Here is a 17,200-nt window from a genome sequence, read left to right on the forward strand (position 1 = left end):
ATCACACACAGCGCCATCCGAAAAATCGGAGGTGAGGCTATGACCAGAATGAGCACCATTTACAGCAGACTTTCATATGGATCAGGAACCACGCTTGCCGGCTGCGGTGTATCAGCGAAGGCATATGCCGAAACAGCTAAAACAGCAAAAGAGGTGTCCTGGATGTTGGCCGACAGAATTGCAGGGTTAAGCCTGAGCGACTGGGCAATTATTGTCGGTATCGCATGCACCGTTATCACCTGTGCAGTGAACTGGTATTTCCGCTGGAAAGAACGGGAGGATCGGCGCAATGGCTATGCCACCAAAGCTGAAGAATAAACTGAGTGCAGCGGTCGTTGGTTTAATTCTTGCGGGGGCTTCCGCGCCCGTGATTCTCGATCAGTTTCTGGATGAGAAAGAAGGCAACAGTCTGACCGCATACAAGGATGGCTCCGGCATCTGGACTATTTGCCGTGGCGCCACGATGGTTGATGGTAAGCCAGTAGTTCAGGGCATGAAGCTGTCTGCTGAGAAATGCGATCAGGTAAACGCCATTGAGCGTGATAAGGCACTGGCGTGGGTTGACCGAAATATCAAAGTACCACTGACCGAACCACAGAAAGCCGGGATCGCGTCTTTCTGCCCATATAACATCGGTCCCGGAAAATGTTTCCCATCTACGTTCTATAAGCGAATAAATGCTGGCGACCGTGAAGGTGCCTGTGAAGCGATCCGCTGGTGGATAAAAGACGGTGGTCGCGATTGTCGTCTGACCAAAGGGCAGAAGAACGGTTGCTATGGTCAGGTTGAACGGCGAGACCAGGAAAGCGCGTTGACGTGCTGGGGGATAGACCAGTGAGCCTGCGCTATCAGTTCATTGTTATTTTGTTGCTGGTGGCCGTTGCATTCTTCGCGGGTAGTGTATGGAGCAGCCGCGGTTGGGAAAAGAAGTGGGCCGAGCGTGACAGCGTAGAATCATCGCAAACAGCGAACGCACAGACCGCCGCTCGCATGATTGAACAAGGGCGTATTATTGCCCGTGATGAGGCTGTAAAAGATGCACAAGCACAAGCCGCTAAATCCGCTGCCACTGCTGCTGGCCTGTCTGCCACTGTTAACCAGCTGCGTACCGAAGCAACAAAGCTTGCCACTCGCCTGGACGCCGCAAAGCACACCGCAGATCTTGCCACTGCCGTCAGAAGCAAAACAGCCGGAGCCGACGCCGCAGTGCTCGCCGACATGCTCGGACGCCTTGCAGAAGAAGCTCGATATTATGCTGGACGAGCTGACGAAAGCTACCGCGCTGGAATGACGTGTGAGCGGATTCATGACTCGGTGAGAGAGTCAAATAGCCAACAATGAGCTTCGCAATCAGCAGTCGCCAGATGAAAGAGAATAAGCATGTACTGGCTGTTGAGCATGAGTACATTATGCATCCACATTTGCTAGTTGGATGACAGTAATTGGTTAATAATTGAACGGAATGCGGTATGATAAACCACATTCATTAAAAGGTCAGCCATCATGTCATTCTTCGATTACGCAATGCAGCGTGTTGGGCTTGTAGCCAATATGACTGTCACGTGTCCGATATGTGGACATAAATCTACTCAGTCGACCACGAAAGTACGTCAGCAACAGGTATTACTTTGCCCAAAGTGTAAATCGCTTTTTATCATTCACAGGTAGTCGGTCGCGATACAAATAACCCTAGGCCTCGCAATAGCGGGGCTTTTTAACAACTGAATGCGCATGACAGTAGTTCTTACAGCTACGCAGATTGAAGACCTGGCAGCCTTCGCGAAAGAAGATGGGCAGCCCCAATACACCATCACCACTGGCACGATCCCGGAATTTGAAGCGGATGATGGCGAGATTATCCCTGAATACACAGGGATGATCGCCTACTCAGAGTCACTTGAGCACGGTGTATTGCAACTCGACGATTAGTGGCATTCAGCAGGCATTCCCTGAGTGCCTGTAATAATGCTATAAAAAATCACCTAAAAAGATAAAGGTGATCTATGGAAAGGTTCATAACTTCAATTGAGGCTTCACTTGAAAGTGAAAATTGGTTAGCAGCGTTATTTATGGCGCTTGCTATGCCAGATATTTGTAGAAGCTTAGAGCGACCTGATATTAGTCCGAAGACAACGGGGAAATGGTATAGAGACTGGGTAACCCGTTACATTGAGGGCGAATACACTGCTGGTCGTTTTGAAGAATGCAAATTCTATGCACAAGATTTTTGGTTGTATCGTTGTTCTTGCCTTCATGCTGGTGTTGATCCGGAAAACAAAAAGAGAATGATGAAATTCAATTTCACACCTCCTCCCGGTTCAGGTCATCTGGTGCATTTAAACCATTATGATGGAAAGCTTCAGTTGCAAATCGATGTTTTTTGCCGAGATATGATTGCAGCCGTCAACCGATGGTATGAGGAAGTAAAAGAAGATCCAGTCATAATTAACAGAATGGAAGGTCTTATAAGCATCTCATCCGCTTCATATGGCTCATTCATACGTTTCAGTTAACCGCCTCTGGGCAGTTTTTTATTGCCATCACAAAGGTCACTTTCGAGTGGATTTGTTGTTGCCATCACCATGGACAAGCCCATCGTAATGGCAATGTTGTCATACCAATGGAACGCCAGTAAGCCTGAAATGAATCAGGCTCAGAATAAACCACAGTATCGTTGCTGTTGCAGGGGAAAACAGAATTGTAACCAAGACATTGGAAGCTTCCATAATTTCTCCTTTTTTATACATTGAGGGAGATAGCCTCGAATTGAGGTTATCTATTGTAGTGCCTAATAGGTCTTCCCATTAGTGAGTCGTAAAGATTGCGACTCTTTAAAAGATTCATTACAGGAGATATGGAAATGGTTTCGCTTCGTTTGAACAAAGCTGTGTTAATCAGCCCCATAGGTATTCGCTGAGTGTCTGCGATCATGCTTTACTAAATAATTCATGGGTTTATCATGGTGACTCTTTGATAAAAGGAGTTTTGGTAATGAAATTTCTCTGGGTTGTATGCATTATTTGCGGAGTTATTGGGTTTGTGCAGGGAATTATCGGGGTGTTCGGTGCTGTTAGTGCGCCTCAGCAGGCTGCTGGTGCAGCAATGGGCGTTGCATGGGCGGTAATCCCATATTGCATCTGTCGTGCTATCCAACAGATGAGACCACAAGAAGTGGTAATCAAAAAAGACGAATGATACTCAGCTATCACATCGAATAAGCCTCGCAAGAGCGGGGCTTTTTAATGCCCGCCACCTATCATTGCAAGTGATAATCATTATTATTAAATGGGTCCTCCCGGCGGGGTGGCCTGCCACGGGGCGGCATGCTCGCGGAAAACGGCTAGTTTTTCAGATCTAAGGTCATCATCATCATTTGCGCAGGTTATTGATCTCATTGGAGGCGATTTCGTGCAGATGTCGAATCGTTTAAAAAGTGTTCACCATCATGGACCAGGAAATTGCCACTTTAAAACTGAATATCAACCAGTTGGCGGGGATCACTGGCGTACACCGTCAGACGGTCGCCGCCAGGCTGAAAAATATTGAACCGGCACCAGGTAGCAACAGCAAATTAAAGCTTTACCTGATCACCGACATTCTGACCGAACTGATGATCCCCACTGTGTCAGCCAATATCGATGACATGCTGCCATCGGACAGGCTTTCCCACTGGAAAGCGGAGAATGAGCGACTCAAGTTTGAGCTGGATACGGGGCAGCTCATTCCCGCTGATGAAGTGGCGCGCGAATTCTCATTGATGGCGAAAGCCGTCGTCATGGTACTTGAAACCCTCCCTGATGTACTTGAGCGTGACTGTGCATTAACGCCTGTTGCGGTTTCTCGCGTGCAGAGCGTTATTGATGACCTGCGCGATCAGATGGCGGAGAGGGTGCAGGACGCTGAAGCAGAGGAGGAAGAGCCAGAGGAGGACTGATGGCAAAGCGGGCATCCGCCAGAGGCATCCGCCGCGATGTTTCCGGTATTTTACGTGCCCCGCGTCGAATGCAGGTGGCCGATGCGGTCAGTACTTATATGCGCGTGCCGATGGGGGCGGGTAACTCCGTTCCATGGGATCCGGATCTGGCACCTTACGTGATTGAACCGATGAACTGCCTGGCATCGCGTGAATATGATGCGGTAGTGTTTGTTGGTCCGGCGCGAACGGGTAAAACCATTGGTCTGATTGATGGCTGGATTGTTTACAACGTTGTCTGTGATCCGGCTGATATGCTCCTGATTCAGATGACTGAGGAAAAGGCGCGCGAGCACTCCAAAAAGCGTCTTGATCGTACATTCCGTTGCAGCCCTGAAGTGAAATCCCGACTGAGCCCGCGGCGTAATGATAACAACGTATATGACCGCACGTTTCGCGCCGGGAACTACCTGAAAATCGGCTGGCCATCGGTCAATATCATGTCCTCATCGGACTATAAATGCGTGGCACTGACCGACTATGACCGTTTCTCGGAAGACATTGACGGGGAAGGTGACGCCTTTTCACTGGCATCAAAGCGAACAACAACGTTCATGTCGTCAGGTATGACACTTGTTGAGAGTTCACCGGGCCGCGACATACGTGACACAAAATGGCGCCGTAGCTCACCGCATGAAGCACCTCCTTCAACGGGGATTCTGGCGCTGTACAACCGTGGTGATCGCCGTCGCCTTTACTGGCCGTGCCCACATTGCGGTGAATATTTCCAGCCTGAAATGGACAATATGACAGGTTACCGCGATATCGCGGACCCTGTTCAGGCCAGCGAGAAAGCCTGTCTTCAATGCCCTGCCTGTAAAGAGCACATCACTGCGGATATGAAGCGTTCGCTCAATATGAAAGGGAAGTGGCTGCGGGATGGGCAAACCATCGACAACGATGGTGTTATCACTGGGGAAGGGCGACGCTCGCGCATTGCCTCCTTCTGGATGGAAGGCCCTGCCGCCGCGTACCAGACCTGGGCGCAGCTCATCTATAAATTTCTTACCGCTGAGCAGGACTATCAGGCCACCGGCAGCGAGGAAGCACTGAAGACGGTAATCAACACCGACTTTGGGCGTCCGTATCTTCCTCGCTCCAGCATGGAACAGCGCAAAAGTGAACTGCTTGAGCAGCGTGCGGAGGTTGTACCAAAGCGCTCTGTTCCGGACGGGGTTTGTTTCCTTATGGCGACCGTCGATGTTCAGGCGGGGCGCAACCGGCGTTTTGTTGTTCAGGTTACTGGTTACGGCAGCATGGGTGAGCGCTGGCTGGTGGACCGCTACAATATCAGGCAGTCGATGCGCTATGACGCCAATGGCGAGAGCCCGCAGATTGACCCGGCAAGCTATCCGGAAGACTGGGATTTATTGCTGACCGATGTGTTTAACAAAGCCTGGCCATTGGCATCGGATCCGACCCGGTGTATGCGGCTGATGGCGATGGCCGTTGACTCCGGCGGTGAGGATGGTGTGACAGACAACGCTTATAAATTCTGGCGTAAGTGTCGTCGTGAAGGACTCGGAAAACAGATTTACCTGTTCAAAGGCGACAGTGTCCGCCGATCAAAACTCATCTCCCGAACCTTTCCTGATAATACTGGACGTTCAAGCCGACGGGCACAGGCATCTGGTGATGTCCCGCTTTACCTGCTCCAGACCGATGCTCTGAAAGACCGGGTGAACAATGCTTTGTGGCGTGATTCACCAGGCCCTGGCTATGTGCATTTCCCTGACTGGCTCGGCAGCTGGTTTTACGATGAACTGACCTATGAGGAGCGATCGACCGATGGCAAATGGAGTAAGCCGGGACGTGGTGCAAACGAAGCATTTGACCTGCTGGTCTACGCTGATGCGCTCGCCATCCTCCACGGCTACGAGAAAATCAAATGGCCCGCTGCTCCTGAGTGGGCGAGGCGGGAAACCTGGCTGGAGAACGCGCCGCCGGAGGCTGGCGAAGCGTCATCCCAGACACCAGAACCAGTACCCACCAAAAAACGGAAGCGGAAAAAGCCCGTAACCGATGATGCTAACCCTTGGAGTACATCAGGAGGATGGTTGTGAACCGTGTTGATATTGAAGCCATGATCCAGCGATATACCGAAGCAGAAATGGCGGTACTGGATGGCAAAACTATCCGTTTCAATGGGCAGGAAATGACGATGGAGAACCTGTCGGAAATCCGAAAAGGGCGTCAGGAGTGGGAGCGTCGGCTCACTTCTCTTATTTCTCATCGCCGCGGGCGACCCGGTTACCGACTGGCGAGGTTTGAATGAGCCTTTTAGATGATGCGATTGGGGTCTTTTCGCCTGGCTGGAAAGCAGCCCGTCTGCAGGCGCGCGCGAAAATCAGGGCATATGAAGCCGTTACCCCGACCAGAACGCACAAAGGGCGCCGTGAAAATCGTTCAGCTGATCAGCTCAGCAAAATGGGGGCGGTATCACTGCGGGAGCAGGCCCGGTGGCTCGATAACAATCACGATCTGGTGATTGGGGTGTTCGATAAGCTGGAAGAGAGGGTGGTGGGGAAAGCCGGAATTATTGTTGAACCCCATCCCAAACTGATGAACGGTAAAATCGCCAAAAAGCTGGCAGATCAGATCCGTAATAAATGGGCAGAATGGTCTGTCAGGCCTGATGTCACGAACCAGTTTACCCGCCCGATGCTTGAGCGCCTGATGTTGCGCACCTGGCTGCGGGATGGCGAAGTGTTTGCCCAGCTTGTCAGTGGAACCGGGAATGGTCTTACGCCAGCAGCCGGTATCCCCTTCTGGCTTGAGGCGCTTGAACCAGATTTTATTCCCATGAACAGCGATGCTGCCAGCCAGCTTAATCAGGGGGTATTCGTCGACAACTGGGGCAGACCAAGGAAATATCAGGTTTATAAAAGCCTGCCCGTTTCAGGCCGTCAGCTTGATACCAAAGAAGTGGATGCGGAAAACATGCTGCATCTTAAATTTGTCCGCCGTCTGCACCAAACCCGGGGCGTATCGATGCTATCCGGTGTACTGATGCGTCTGAGCGCACTTAAAGAGTATGAAGATGCTGAGCTCACCGCCGCACGTATTGCTGCTGCGCTGGGTATGTACATCAAAAAGGGGGACGGGCAAAGCTTCGAAGAGAGTAACAGTTCTTCCGATGATGATGATCGGGAAGTGATGATTCAGCCAGGCATCATTTATGACGATCTGAAGCCTGGTGAAGATATCGGCATGGTGAAATCTGACCGGCCCAATCCTAACCTTGAAACCTTCCGTAATGGGCAACTTCGCGCTGTCGCAGCAGGCAGCCGACTCAGCTTTTCAAGCACAGCCAGAAACTACAACGGCACCTACAGCGCGCAGCGGCAGGAACTGGTGGAATCAACAGATGGCTATCTCATTTTACAGGACTGGTTTATTGGCGCGGTGACCCGGCCAATGTACCGCGCCTGGCTGAAAATGGCGGTGGCCGCTGGCGAGATTAAATTACCCCGCGGTCTGGATATGGAGTCGCTGTACTCGGCGGTGTATTCAGGCCCTGTTATGCCGTGGATCGATCCGGTTAAAGAGGCCAATGCCTGGAAGTTACAGATCCGGGGCGGAGCGGCAACGGAATCCGACTGGGTCCGCGCCAGCGGACGTAACCCGAACGATGTGAAGGCGCGCCGGAAGGCAGAGATCGACGAAAACAAAGAGATGGGGCTGGTGTTTGACACTGACCCTGCCAATGACAAAGGAGGCACAAGTGCCGAAGCCAAAAAACCGGGCGCACCACCGTCCGAAAGCCAGCGCAAAAAGTAATTCCTGGTTCCGTATGCAGGCCAGCGCCGACAACGAAGCGGATATTTATATCTACGACGAGATCGGCTACTGGGGGGTGACGGCGCGCCAGTTTGTGAATGACCTTAAGGCGCTGGGCGACATTACCCATATCAACCTTCACATCAATTCGCCCGGTGGTGATGTCTTTGATGGCATCGCCATTTTTAATGCCCTGAAGCATCACGGCGCGGCGATCACCGTTCAAATTGATGGTCTGGCAGCTTCAATGGCTTCGGTGATTGCGATGGTTGGCAACCCGGTAATTATGCCGGAAAACACGATGATGATGATCCACAAACCATGGGGATTCGCAGGTGGCGATGCCAACGACATGCGGGATTATGCCGATCTGCTGGATAAGGTCGAGTCTGTCCTGATCCCGGCGTACGCGGAGAAAACAGGAAAAACGACCGATGAAATCGCCACCATGCTGGACGATGAAACCTGGATGGATGGTAAAGAATGCTTAGCGCATGGCTTTGCCGATCAGGTCACTACATCTCTGCAGGCGATGGCCTGTATTCAATCAAAACGTATTGAGGACTTTGAAAAGATGCCAAACAGCATTCGTAACATGATCACCCCGCCGCGCAATACTACCCAGCGCGAACCGCAGCAACCGCAACCACAGGTGGCGGCAACGACGACCCCAGCGCCAGCGTCCACTTCTGATGAAGCCACTATCCGTGCACAGGTGCTTGCCGAGCAAAAGAACCGTGTTAACGCAATTAACGATCTCTTTGCGATGTTCGGCGGCAAGCATCATGAGCTGCAGAATAAATGCATCGCGGATCCGGAATGCACAGTGGCTCAGGCTAAAGATGAACTGCTGGCGGCGCTGGGCAAAAATGCAACACCGTCGAATAAAACCACGGATGCGCACATTTACGCCGGGAACGGTAACTTTGTTGGCGACGGAGTTCGCCAGGCACTGATGGCGCGTGCGGGCTTCGAGAGCCTGGAGCGGGACAACGTCTATAACGGCATGACGCTGCGCGAATATGCCCGTATGGCACTGACCGAACGCGGCATCGGCGTTTCCAGTTTTAACCCGATGCAAATGGTCGGTATGGCACTGACGCACAGTACGTCTGACTTCGGTAATATCCTGCTCGACGTTGCTAATAAAGCGTTACTGCAGGGCTGGGAGGAAGCGGCAGAAACTTTTGAGCAGTGGACCAAGAAAGGCCAGTTGTCTGACTTTAAAACGGCGCATCGTGTCGGTCTGGGCGGCTTCTCATCCCTGCGTCAGGTACGCGAAGGTGCTGAATATAAGTATGTGACCACCAAAGATAAAGGTGAAAGCATCGCGCTGGCCACCTACGGTGAAATCTTCTCTATTACCCGTCAGGCGATCATCAACGACGATCTGAATCAGTTAACCGATGTACCTATGAAGATGGGCCGTGCAGCAAAAGGGACGATTGGCGACCTGGTGTATGCCGTTCTGACCGAAAATGCGAAATTGTCTGATGGTAAGCCGCTGTTCCATGCTGATCACGGTAATATTTCCGCAGGCGCGATTTCTGTAGCCAGCCTTGATGAAGCGCGCAAGATGATGCGTCTGCAGAAAGAGGGTGAGCGTCCCCTGAATATTCGCCCGGCATTCATGCTGGTGCCAGTCGCGCTCGAAACCCTGGCAAACCAGACGATCAAGTCTGCCAGTGTGAAAGGGGCGGATATCAACGCCGGTATCATGAACCCAATTCATAACTTTGCTGAAGTTATCGCGGAGCCGCGTCTTGATGCCAAAGATACCAGCGCCTGGTATCTGGCCGCAGCTAAGGGCACAGACACCATCGAAGTGGCTTACCTGAACGGCGTTGATACTCCGTATATCGATCAGCAGGAAGGTTTCACTACCGACGGTATTGCCACCAAAGTGCGCATCGATGCCGGTGTATCACCTCTGGATTATCGCGGCATGGCGAAATCAACCGGGAAATAATTCCTTCCACTCAAGCAGCACATCACAGCCCATCAGGGCTTTTTTTGTATCTGAATTCGGCCCCGTATGGGGCTGGATGGAGACTGAATTTATGGCGAAGAATTTTGTACAGCATGGCAAAACTATTGAGATTGCCAACACGGGCAGCGTTGAGATCCTGAGTGGTTCGCCGGTGATGGTGGGGAAAGTCGTGGCGATTGCCATTACTGATATTGCGGCAGGCCAGACGGGAGACGGTTTTACCGAAGGTGTTTTCCTGCTGCCTAAGCTGACTACCGATGCGATCACCATCGGTGAGCAGGTTCATATCAAAGATGGAAAAGTGCAGAACGACGCGACAGGTGCCGATCTGGCCGGGGTTGCCTGGGAAGATGCTGCTGCCAGTTCCGCAATTGTAGCCGTGAAAATCAATGCCTAATCCCTTTGACAGACTTGTCAGCCGCATGGATGCGGTCACGGTGAACAAAATGGGCAAGCCAGCGACCATCAACGGGGAGCCCATGATTGTTATTCCGGCTGAGTTTCTGGAAGAAATGGGGCCTTTGAGCGGAACAGGGCGATCGCTGGTGGTGTTTACTGCAGGATACAGGCCGCGTCGTAATGACGTGGTGATTTTTGAAGGGGAGGAATTCCATCTTACCCGTCACGAACGCTTTAACGGCAAACCGCGCATCTTTATCGAGTAAGCAGGAGGGAATATGTCGATTAAGGGGCTGGAGCAAGCCATTGCTAATCTGAACAGCATCAGTAAAAGAGCTGTACCGCGCGCTTCCGCCCAGACGGTGAACCGTATCGCCACGCAGGCGGTCAATCGCAGTGTGTCCGCTGTCGCGAAATCAACCCGCGTTCCCCGAAAACTGGTCAGGCAGCGTGCACGGATACGTCGGGCTACGGTGGAGAAGCCGCGCGCTCTGATTCGCATAAACCGCGGGAATCTTCCCGCTATCAAACTGGGACCATCCAGTATGCGTCTGTCACGGCGTAAACGTGATAAGTCAGGTACGAACAGTGAGCTGCGTGTGGGGCGTTTTCGTTTTCCCGGGGCCTTTATTCAACAACTGGCAAACGGTCGCTGGCATGTCTTGCGGCGTACCACAAAGAGTCGGTATCCCATTGAAGTGGTCAGTATTCCCCTTTCCGTTCCTCTGACCGAAACGTTCCGGGCTGAAGTGCCAAAACTTATGGACGAACGTATGCCGCAAATTATGCGACAAAACCTGTCTAACCAACTGAGGCTGATCCTTAAACGATGAAAAACAGTGATATTCGCAAAGCCGTACTAACCGCGCTCCAGCGCAATATCTCAGATGCAGTGATATGGTTCGATGGTCGTCCTGGGTTTCTGGATGAGCAGGATCTTCCGGCGGTTGCGGTTTACCTTTCTGACGCCCGAGCCTCGGATGAAAGTGTTGATGAAGATATGTGGACAGCCGTGCTGCATGTTGAGGTATTTCTAAAAGCCACGGCTACAGACAGTGCTCTGGATTCCTGGATGGAGGACCGCATCTATCCGGCAATGGCTGATGTTCCCGAACTGGCAAATCTTCTCGAATTGATGGCGGCTCAGGGGTATGACTATCAGCGCGATGAAGAGGCCATGACGTGGGGATCTGCCGACCTCAGTTATTCCATCAGCTACATTATGTGAGGACGTAATGACTACACCAAACCCACTGGCGCCGGTAAAGGGTGCCACCACCACGCTCTGGATTTATTCCGGGTCGGGCAACCCGTTCGCTAACCCATTATCAGATGTTGACTGGACGCGCCTGGCAAAGATTAAAGACCTGCAGCCCGGTGAACTGACTGCCGAATCAAACGACGACACCTATCTGGATGATGCGGATGCTGACTGGACGTCCACTTCACAGGGCCAGAAATCGGCGGGGGAGGCCAGTTTTACGCTGGCCTGGAAACCTGCCGAGAGCGGGCAGCAGGATCTGGTTCGCTGGTTTGATGACGGTACCGTGCTGGCGTACAAAATCAAATACCCGAATGGCGCCATCGATGTGTTCCGTGGCTGGGTAAGCAGCCTGGGTAAAACGGTGACGGCAAAAGACACCATTACCCGTTCTGTCAAAATCAGCAACAACGGCAAACCAGGTCTTGCTGAAGACAGCGCTGCTGCAGTGATTGACGTAACCGGCGTCAGCCTGGATAAATCGACCACCACCGTTGCGGTTGCTGCCACCACCACGCTGAATGTCACCGTGGCGCCAGCCAGCGCAAGCGATCCATCTTTCCGGGCCACCACCACGGATGCAGGTAAAGCCACGGTGACTGTCGCTGGTACAGTGCTGACGGTAACCGGCATTTCCGCCGGAACCGCCGACATTATCGTGATGACCAACGACGGGCTTTTTGTCGCGACCTGTAAAGTCACCGTTTCCTGACTTCCGGGGCTGTGGCCCCGCTTTCTGGAGTAATGCATGTTTTTAAAAAGTGAGCCGTTCGAACGCAACGGCAAGACCGTCACGCTCTACGAACTGTCGGCGCTACAGCGTATTGAGCATCTTGAACACCTGAAGTCGCTGGAAAGTATCTCTGATGCCGACATGCAGGCGGCGATGGATATGACGATTAAATCCGGCGCACTGCTGGTGGCCATGTCTTTATGGCATGACCACCCCCTGAAAGGGACGCACAAAACGCCGAAAGAAGACGTTGAGCAGATCCAGAATGAAGTGCTGATGACCTGGCCGCTGGAGATTGTTTCCGCTGCAGAGTACAGCGTGAAGCTGCTGTCCGGCATGGTACCGCTGCAGGAAGCGAATGATCCGGAGGATGTCGCTGTGACTGAACCAGTCAGTCTGGAAAAGTCCTCGCCAGTGAGCTGACATTCGTCCTGAAACTGGCGCGTGAATTTCGCCGCCCGGACTGGCGCGCCATGCTTGCTGGTATGTCGTCAACGGAATATGCCGACTGGCGAACGTTCTACCAGGACAATTTTTTTAATGATGTGCAACTGGATGCACATTTTTCCTCGCTGATGCATATCGTCATTACCGCGCTTGACCCCAAAACCACATCAACCCCTGCCAGCTTCAGCCTGCTTTCACCTTCTGCGGAGGATATTGCCGACGATGAACCCGGTGACGCTGTGCTGATGGCAAAGGCCGAGGGCATTTCAGGAGGTGTTCGCTATGGCCCAGACGGCAGTGGGTGACCTGGTCGTTAACCTTGACGTTAATTCGTCAAAGTTCAACGAGCAGATGGAGTACGTTAAAAGGCAGTTTAAGCAGACGGGGGACGCAGCGAATGACTCGGCGCTGAAGGTGCAGCAGTCATTTACCCGCCAGGAGAGCGCCGCGAAGAAGGCCGGTATTTCAGTCGGCCAGTATAACGCCGCGATGCGTATGCTGCCTGCGCAGTTTACGGATATCGCCACTCAGCTGGCCGGTGGGCAGAGTCCGTGGCTTATCCTGCTGCAGCAGGGCGGTCAGGTTAAAGATTCTTTCGGCGGTATCATTCCGACCTTTCGGGCGCTGCTGGGCACCATATCGCCGGTGATGGTAGGTGTTGGCGCGCTGGCTGCCGCCACTGGCGCGGTGGTTTACGCCTGGTATCAGGGCTCGTCCACGCTGTCTGATTTCAACAAAACGCTGGTTCTGTCCGGTAATACTGCCGGGCTGACCTCAAACCGCATGCTGGTGCTGGCGAAATCCGGCGAGCAGGCGGGACTCACGTTTAACCAGACCAGCAGCGCGCTGACGGAGCTGGTCAACGCCGGAGTGCGTGCTGGTGCCCGGTTCGATGAGATGAGTCAGGCGGTAGCGAAATTTACCGATGCGTCGGGTATGCCGGTCGATAAGGTGGCGGCGGCATTCGGCAAACTGACGAACGATCCGACCTCTGGTCTGATTGCCATGGCGCAGCAGTTCCACAACGTTACCGCGGAACAGATTGCTTATGTGGCGCAGCTGCAGCGTGCCGGGGATGAAGCCGGGGCGCTGCAGGCAGCTAATGATGCGGCGACGAACGGTTTTCGTGAGCAGACAAAGAGCCTGCGCGACAATATGGGGTCGATTGAGTCTGCTGCCGACAGCCTGAAGCGCGCCTTTAAATCGATGTGGGATGCGGCGCTCGATATCGGGCGGCCTGACACCACGCAGGAGATGGTTGCCAAAGCTGAAGCGGCCTTTAAGCGGGCGGATGAAATCTGGAATCTGCGTAAAGGTGATGGTTATGTCAATGATGATGCGCGTGCCAGCTACTGGAACGATCGGGAGTCTGCCCGCCTTGCACTGGAAATGGCGCAGCAGCAGGCCAGCGTGGCAAAGGCCACTGAGGATAACGCCGCCCGCGAGGCGGTGATTGAATCTGACCGCCAGAAGTATGCCGCGCAGGCGCAGTCGAATTATGCAAAGACGCAGACTGCGCTGGAGAAGTACACGGCCCGTCAGAATGAACTGAACAAGGCGCTGAAAGACGGACGGATCCTCCAGGCTGACTACAACATCAATCTGGAAGCTGCGAAAAAAGAATACGACGACTCGCTGAAGAAACCCAAAGCCCCTTCAGCGGTAAAAACACCTGCAGGTGTAAAAAGTGTCGATACTGCCAGCGCGCAGACGCTGGAGCTGGAGGCGCAGTTACGCACTCTGCAGGAGCATAAGAGCATCACGGATACCATCAGCCAGCAGCGGCAGGAATTGTGGAAACAACAATCCCGCTTTTCGGTGCTGGAAGAGGCCGCCAAAAAGCGCGCGCTGACCGCCGATGAAAAATCGGTGCTGGCGAACAAAGACGAGGTACTGGCGCGGGCCGAAGTGAATGCCCGACTGGGCGATCAGATTGTTGCCCAGGAGAGGTTAAACCGCCTGCAGGACAGCTCGCAGAAGTACGTTACTCAGATTGGGGAGAAAACCCGAGCGCTGGTTGCCGGGGGCAGCATGAGCAGTCGCGGCGCGCAGCGGCAAAACGAAGAGGCACAGCTGCGGCAGGGCTGGATGAATGCCGGCGGTACGGATACCGATCAGGGTTATCAGAACGAACTGGAAGCGCTGAAGAAATATTATGCCGCACAGGATGAGCTCCGCGGCAACTGGCAGGCCGGGGCGAAATCAGCGTGGGCTGACTATGCCGATTCAGCGGCTGATGCCTATGGTTCGATGAAGTCCGCTGCTTCAGCCACATTCGATGGCATCAGCCAGAATATGGCCGATATGCTGACGACAGGGAAAGCAAACTGGGCAGATTTCACCCGTTCCACGTTGTCGATGCTGACGCAGATCCTGATGAAGCAGGCTATGGCTGGCCTGGTCAGTTCCGCCACGTCAGCGCTGGGTTTTGCTGGCGGTGGTTATACCGGGTCCGGCGGTAAGTATGAGCCTGCAGGTGTGGTGCACCGTGGAGAGTTTGTCTTTACGCAGGAAGCCACTAACCGAATCGGTGTCGGCAACCTTTATCGCATGATGCGCGGTTATGCGACTGGTGGCCTGGTCGGGGGGAGTGGCGCTGGCGTTGCTTCTCCTTTTGGTGTCAGCGTGTATGCACCGGTTTCGGTTACAACAGGCCAGGGGGATTCCGGTCAGCAGAAAGGAAACGGTGATGCGCTGGGGAAAGCCTATCAGCAGGTGATCAACAGTTCCATCAGGGAAGGTATCACCAGAGAGGTCCGGCCCGGAGGCATTATCTGGAATGCAACAAAACAGAGGTAAGCAATGGCGATCGAGCATTTTGCGTGGCGGATTAAAGCATCCAGCCAGCCGACCCTGAAAAGTAAGGATACCGTCCGCACGGCACAGTTTGGTGATGGCTATAAGCAAGTATCAGGTGCCGGGATGAATGATGAAACGCTCAGCTATGAGTTTTCATTTACCGGCGAACCGGGAACCGTCAAGGATATCTATGCTTTTCTGCGGCGCCATAAGACGAAATCATTTTCGTTTACCCCGCCAGGCGGTGATCTTGCGCTGTGGCGTGTTGAGGCAGACAGCCTGCAGCGCGTCACCAAAAGTAAAACGGTGGAAACCGTATCAGCCACCTTTGAACAGGCGTTTGCGCCATGAGCTTAAACAGTGATTATCAGAAACTTGAGCCGGGCAATGTTGTCCGGCTTTTTGATGTCGATGGCACCGCATTTGGTGTTTCCGACGTTCTCCGCTTCCACGCCCACAATATTGCCCACACGGCCGATGAAATCGCCGCTGCTGGTGGAGATGAAAATAAGCTACCGGCGAAATCGATCTGGTGGCAGGGGCATGAATATAAAGCCTGGCCCTGCCAGATAGAGGGTATTGAGACTGCGACCGACGGGACCAGCGCACAGCCAACACTCTCGGTCGCTAACCTGGATAGTTCCATTACGGCGCTGTGTCTTGCTTATGATGACCTTCTGCAGGCGAAGGTCACCATTCATGACACACTGGCGCAGTATCTGGATGCGAAAAACTATCCGGAGGGCAACCCGTCTGCGGATCCGCAGCAGGAAAAGCTGAAGGTGTTTTACATAGACGCCAAGAGCACTGAAACCAACGAGGTGGTGGCGTTTACGTTGTCCAGTCCGATGGACCTGCAGGGGCTGATGATCCCGACGCGCCAGCTACATTCGCTTTGTACCTGGTGTATCCGTAACAAATATCGCTCAGGTGATGGATGTGACTATGCCGGAACGCGTTATTTCGACAAGCACAACAACCCGGTTAACGATCCGTCACTCGATGAATGTCCCGGTACGCTCACTGCGTGCAAGTTGAGGCATGGCGAGGGGAACGAGTTGCCGTTCGGTGGCTTCCCTGGCACATCCCTGATCAGGAGCTGATATGCGTCAGAAAATTATCGACGCCATTATGGCGCATGCTGCTGCTGAATATCCGCGTGAATGCTGCGGCGTAGTGGTGCAAAAAAGCAGGGTGCAGCGGTACATTCCCTGCCGTAATCTGGCAACCGATCCGACAGAGCATTTCCACCTGTCGCCGGAAGATTACGCCGCTGCCGAAGACTGGGGAACAGTGATTGCCATTGTCCACAGCCACCCGGATGCCACGACGCAGGCGAGCGAACTGGATAAGGCACAGTGCGACGCTACACTGCTTCCGTGGCATATCGTCAGCTGGCCGGAGGGGGATGTACGTACTATCCAGCCGCGGGGCGAGTTGCCGCTGCTGGAGCGCCCGTTTGTGCTCGGTCACTTCGATTGCTGGGGACTGGTAATGAGTTACTTCCGGCAAACGCATGGTATTGAACTGAAGGACTACCGCGTCGATTACCCCTGGTGGGAAGACAGTTACCCCGAAAACTTCTACCACGATTGCTGGTATGAATGCGGCTTCCGTGAATTCAGCGGTGCGCCGCAGCCAGGTGACATGGTGATCATGCAGGTCCAGGCTAATAAGTGGAACCATGCCGGAATCTTGCTCGAAGGTAATATGTTACTCCACCATCTTTATGGCCATTTGAGTCAGCGTGTGCCGTATGGGGGATACTGGCAGGAACGGACGATGAAGGTTCTACGGTATAAGTCTCTGTGCTAACCT

Annotated in this window: 23 protein-coding genes; all 23 read left to right on the plus strand. The window is 53.3% G+C overall.

The features are described 5' to 3' along the window. The first annotated feature begins 39 nt into the window (after nucleotides 1-39). A complete protein-coding gene (locus tag OGX94_RS14535) occupies nucleotides 40-318 on the plus strand; it encodes a phage holin (protein ID WP_016150433.1) in 279 nt (92 codons plus the stop codon). Continuing rightward, the gene (locus tag OGX94_RS14540; protein ID WP_115601849.1) at nucleotides 290-838 is read left to right on the plus strand and encodes a lysozyme; all 549 of its coding nucleotides are present in this window, start codon (nucleotides 290-292) and stop codon (nucleotides 836-838) included. The genes OGX94_RS14535 and OGX94_RS14540 overlap by 29 nt, the downstream gene beginning before the upstream one ends. Continuing rightward, nucleotides 835-1,341, plus strand: a complete 507-nt coding sequence (locus OGX94_RS14545; RefSeq protein ID WP_286569510.1) for a DUF2514 domain-containing protein — start codon at nucleotides 835-837, stop codon at nucleotides 1,339-1,341. The genes OGX94_RS14540 and OGX94_RS14545 overlap by 4 nt, the downstream gene beginning before the upstream one ends. A gap of 162 nt (nucleotides 1,342-1,503) precedes the next feature. Next, nucleotides 1,504-1,668 carry a YnfU family zinc-binding protein gene (locus OGX94_RS14550; protein ID WP_215532526.1) on the plus strand — a complete coding sequence of 55 codons (165 nt, stop codon included), beginning with the start codon at nucleotides 1,504-1,506 and terminating at the stop codon, nucleotides 1,666-1,668. A gap of 63 nt (nucleotides 1,669-1,731) precedes the next feature. Beyond that, the gene (locus OGX94_RS14555; RefSeq protein WP_048221277.1) at nucleotides 1,732-1,929 is read left to right on the plus strand and encodes a hypothetical protein; all 198 of its coding nucleotides are present in this window, start codon (nucleotides 1,732-1,734) and stop codon (nucleotides 1,927-1,929) included. Between the two features lie 74 nt (nucleotides 1,930-2,003). Further along, nucleotides 2,004-2,513 carry a hypothetical protein gene (locus OGX94_RS14560; RefSeq protein ID WP_048240887.1) on the plus strand — a complete coding sequence of 170 codons (510 nt, stop codon included), beginning with the start codon at nucleotides 2,004-2,006 and terminating at the stop codon, nucleotides 2,511-2,513. A 478-nt stretch (nucleotides 2,514-2,991) separates the two neighbouring features. Then, nucleotides 2,992-3,195 carry a hypothetical protein gene (locus OGX94_RS14565; protein ID WP_044703081.1) on the plus strand — a complete coding sequence of 68 codons (204 nt, stop codon included), beginning with the start codon at nucleotides 2,992-2,994 and terminating at the stop codon, nucleotides 3,193-3,195. A gap of 250 nt (nucleotides 3,196-3,445) precedes the next feature. Continuing rightward, nucleotides 3,446-3,934, plus strand: a complete 489-nt coding sequence (locus tag OGX94_RS14570) for a DUF1441 family protein (RefSeq protein ID WP_200080605.1) — start codon at nucleotides 3,446-3,448, stop codon at nucleotides 3,932-3,934. After that, complete coding sequence (locus tag OGX94_RS14575) at nucleotides 3,934-6,036, plus strand: phage terminase large subunit family protein (RefSeq protein WP_286569459.1); 2,103 nt, start codon at nucleotides 3,934-3,936, stop codon at nucleotides 6,034-6,036. The genes OGX94_RS14570 and OGX94_RS14575 overlap by 1 nt, the downstream gene beginning before the upstream one ends. Then, complete coding sequence (locus tag OGX94_RS14580; RefSeq protein ID WP_286569461.1) at nucleotides 6,033-6,248, plus strand: DUF6148 family protein; 216 nt, start codon at nucleotides 6,033-6,035, stop codon at nucleotides 6,246-6,248. Before OGX94_RS14575 ends, OGX94_RS14580 begins: the two co-directional genes overlap by 4 nt. Then, nucleotides 6,245-7,753, plus strand: coding sequence for a phage portal protein (locus tag OGX94_RS14585; protein ID WP_286569462.1), 1,509 nt, complete (start codon nucleotides 6,245-6,247; stop codon nucleotides 7,751-7,753). Before OGX94_RS14580 ends, OGX94_RS14585 begins: the two co-directional genes overlap by 4 nt. Next, nucleotides 7,680-9,722, plus strand: a complete 2,043-nt coding sequence (locus OGX94_RS14590; protein ID WP_353622356.1) for a ClpP-like prohead protease/major capsid protein fusion protein — start codon at nucleotides 7,680-7,682, stop codon at nucleotides 9,720-9,722. Before OGX94_RS14585 ends, OGX94_RS14590 begins: the two co-directional genes overlap by 74 nt. Nucleotides 9,723-9,813: 91 nt before the next feature. After that, entirely contained in the window at nucleotides 9,814-10,140 is a 327-nt protein-coding gene (locus OGX94_RS14595; RefSeq protein ID WP_008784475.1) for a DUF2190 family protein, read from the plus strand. Then, nucleotides 10,133-10,408 (plus strand): DNA breaking-rejoining protein, encoded by a 276-nt coding sequence (locus OGX94_RS14600; protein WP_008784476.1) that lies wholly within the window; start codon nucleotides 10,133-10,135, stop codon nucleotides 10,406-10,408. Before OGX94_RS14595 ends, OGX94_RS14600 begins: the two co-directional genes overlap by 8 nt. A 12-nt stretch (nucleotides 10,409-10,420) precedes the next feature. Further along, nucleotides 10,421-10,975 (plus strand): phage tail protein, encoded by a 555-nt coding sequence (locus OGX94_RS14605; protein WP_103849301.1) that lies wholly within the window; start codon nucleotides 10,421-10,423, stop codon nucleotides 10,973-10,975. Then, complete coding sequence (gpU, locus tag OGX94_RS14610) at nucleotides 10,972-11,370, plus strand: phage tail terminator protein (protein ID WP_286569465.1); 399 nt, start codon at nucleotides 10,972-10,974, stop codon at nucleotides 11,368-11,370. The genes OGX94_RS14605 and gpU overlap by 4 nt, the downstream gene beginning before the upstream one ends. A gap of 7 nt (nucleotides 11,371-11,377) precedes the next feature. Next, on the plus strand, nucleotides 11,378-12,115 hold the full coding sequence (locus OGX94_RS14615; protein ID WP_200013050.1) for a phage tail tube protein: 738 nt from the start codon (nucleotides 11,378-11,380) through the stop codon (nucleotides 12,113-12,115). Between the two features lie 36 nt (nucleotides 12,116-12,151). Beyond that, nucleotides 12,152-12,559 carry a phage tail assembly chaperone G gene (gpG, locus tag OGX94_RS14620; RefSeq protein WP_200030656.1) on the plus strand — a complete coding sequence of 136 codons (408 nt, stop codon included), beginning with the start codon at nucleotides 12,152-12,154 and terminating at the stop codon, nucleotides 12,557-12,559. 50 nt (nucleotides 12,560-12,609) lie between these two features. Further along, on the plus strand, nucleotides 12,610-12,888 hold the full coding sequence (locus OGX94_RS14625; protein ID WP_008322441.1) for a phage tail assembly protein T: 279 nt from the start codon (nucleotides 12,610-12,612) through the stop codon (nucleotides 12,886-12,888). Continuing rightward, nucleotides 12,866-15,382, plus strand: a complete 2,517-nt coding sequence (locus OGX94_RS14630) for a phage tail tape measure protein (RefSeq protein ID WP_286569469.1) — start codon at nucleotides 12,866-12,868, stop codon at nucleotides 15,380-15,382. Before OGX94_RS14625 ends, OGX94_RS14630 begins: the two co-directional genes overlap by 23 nt. 3 nt (nucleotides 15,383-15,385) lie before the next feature. Then, the gene (locus OGX94_RS14635; RefSeq protein ID WP_048216155.1) at nucleotides 15,386-15,733 is read left to right on the plus strand and encodes a phage tail protein; all 348 of its coding nucleotides are present in this window, start codon (nucleotides 15,386-15,388) and stop codon (nucleotides 15,731-15,733) included. After that, nucleotides 15,730-16,485, plus strand: a complete 756-nt coding sequence (locus OGX94_RS14640; RefSeq protein ID WP_057064999.1) for a phage minor tail protein L — start codon at nucleotides 15,730-15,732, stop codon at nucleotides 16,483-16,485. The genes OGX94_RS14635 and OGX94_RS14640 overlap by 4 nt, the downstream gene beginning before the upstream one ends. Nucleotide 16,486: 1 nt before the next feature. Next, complete coding sequence (locus OGX94_RS14645; RefSeq protein WP_286569471.1) at nucleotides 16,487-17,197, plus strand: C40 family peptidase; 711 nt, start codon at nucleotides 16,487-16,489, stop codon at nucleotides 17,195-17,197. Nucleotides 17,198-17,200: the final 3 nt, after the last annotated feature.

The organism is Citrobacter sp. Cpo037, from assembly GCF_030332945.1.
Taxonomy (GTDB): Bacteria; Pseudomonadota; Gammaproteobacteria; order Enterobacterales; family Enterobacteriaceae; genus Citrobacter; species Citrobacter portucalensis.

What these genes read in the sequence shown, in the direction of transcription:
- OGX94_RS14535 (WP_016150433.1), top strand. Translation starts at nt 40, where the DNA reads ATGACCAGAATGAGCACCATTTACAGCAGACTTTCATATGGATCAGGA.
- OGX94_RS14540 (WP_115601849.1), top strand. Translation starts at nt 290, where the DNA reads ATGGCTATGCCACCAAAGCTGAAGAATAAACTGAGTGCAGCGGTCGTT.
- OGX94_RS14550 (WP_215532526.1), top strand. Translation starts at nt 1,504, where the DNA reads ATGTCATTCTTCGATTACGCAATGCAGCGTGTTGGGCTTGTAGCCAAT.
- OGX94_RS14555 (WP_048221277.1), top strand. Translation starts at nt 1,732, where the DNA reads ATGACAGTAGTTCTTACAGCTACGCAGATTGAAGACCTGGCAGCCTTC.
- OGX94_RS14560 (WP_048240887.1), top strand. Translation starts at nt 2,004, where the DNA reads ATGGAAAGGTTCATAACTTCAATTGAGGCTTCACTTGAAAGTGAAAAT.
- OGX94_RS14565 (WP_044703081.1), top strand. Translation starts at nt 2,992, where the DNA reads ATGAAATTTCTCTGGGTTGTATGCATTATTTGCGGAGTTATTGGGTTT.
- OGX94_RS14570 (WP_200080605.1), top strand. Translation starts at nt 3,446, where the DNA reads ATGGACCAGGAAATTGCCACTTTAAAACTGAATATCAACCAGTTGGCG.
- OGX94_RS14575 (WP_286569459.1), top strand. Translation starts at nt 3,934, where the DNA reads ATGGCAAAGCGGGCATCCGCCAGAGGCATCCGCCGCGATGTTTCCGGT.
- OGX94_RS14585 (WP_286569462.1), top strand. Translation starts at nt 6,245, where the DNA reads ATGAGCCTTTTAGATGATGCGATTGGGGTCTTTTCGCCTGGCTGGAAA.
- OGX94_RS14590 (WP_353622356.1), top strand. Translation starts at nt 7,680, where the DNA reads ATGACAAAGGAGGCACAAGTGCCGAAGCCAAAAAACCGGGCGCACCAC.
- OGX94_RS14595 (WP_008784475.1), top strand. Translation starts at nt 9,814, where the DNA reads ATGGCGAAGAATTTTGTACAGCATGGCAAAACTATTGAGATTGCCAAC.
- OGX94_RS14600 (WP_008784476.1), top strand. Translation starts at nt 10,133, where the DNA reads ATGCCTAATCCCTTTGACAGACTTGTCAGCCGCATGGATGCGGTCACG.
- OGX94_RS14605 (WP_103849301.1), top strand. Translation starts at nt 10,421, where the DNA reads ATGTCGATTAAGGGGCTGGAGCAAGCCATTGCTAATCTGAACAGCATC.
- gpU (WP_286569465.1), top strand. Translation starts at nt 10,972, where the DNA reads ATGAAAAACAGTGATATTCGCAAAGCCGTACTAACCGCGCTCCAGCGC.
- OGX94_RS14615 (WP_200013050.1), top strand. Translation starts at nt 11,378, where the DNA reads ATGACTACACCAAACCCACTGGCGCCGGTAAAGGGTGCCACCACCACG.
- gpG (WP_200030656.1), top strand. Translation starts at nt 12,152, where the DNA reads ATGTTTTTAAAAAGTGAGCCGTTCGAACGCAACGGCAAGACCGTCACG.
- OGX94_RS14625 (WP_008322441.1), top strand. Translation starts at nt 12,610, where the DNA reads ATGCTTGCTGGTATGTCGTCAACGGAATATGCCGACTGGCGAACGTTC.
- OGX94_RS14630 (WP_286569469.1), top strand. Translation starts at nt 12,866, where the DNA reads ATGGCCCAGACGGCAGTGGGTGACCTGGTCGTTAACCTTGACGTTAAT.
- OGX94_RS14635 (WP_048216155.1), top strand. Translation starts at nt 15,386, where the DNA reads ATGGCGATCGAGCATTTTGCGTGGCGGATTAAAGCATCCAGCCAGCCG.
- OGX94_RS14640 (WP_057064999.1), top strand. Translation starts at nt 15,730, where the DNA reads ATGAGCTTAAACAGTGATTATCAGAAACTTGAGCCGGGCAATGTTGTC.
- OGX94_RS14645 (WP_286569471.1), top strand. Translation starts at nt 16,487, where the DNA reads ATGCGTCAGAAAATTATCGACGCCATTATGGCGCATGCTGCTGCTGAA.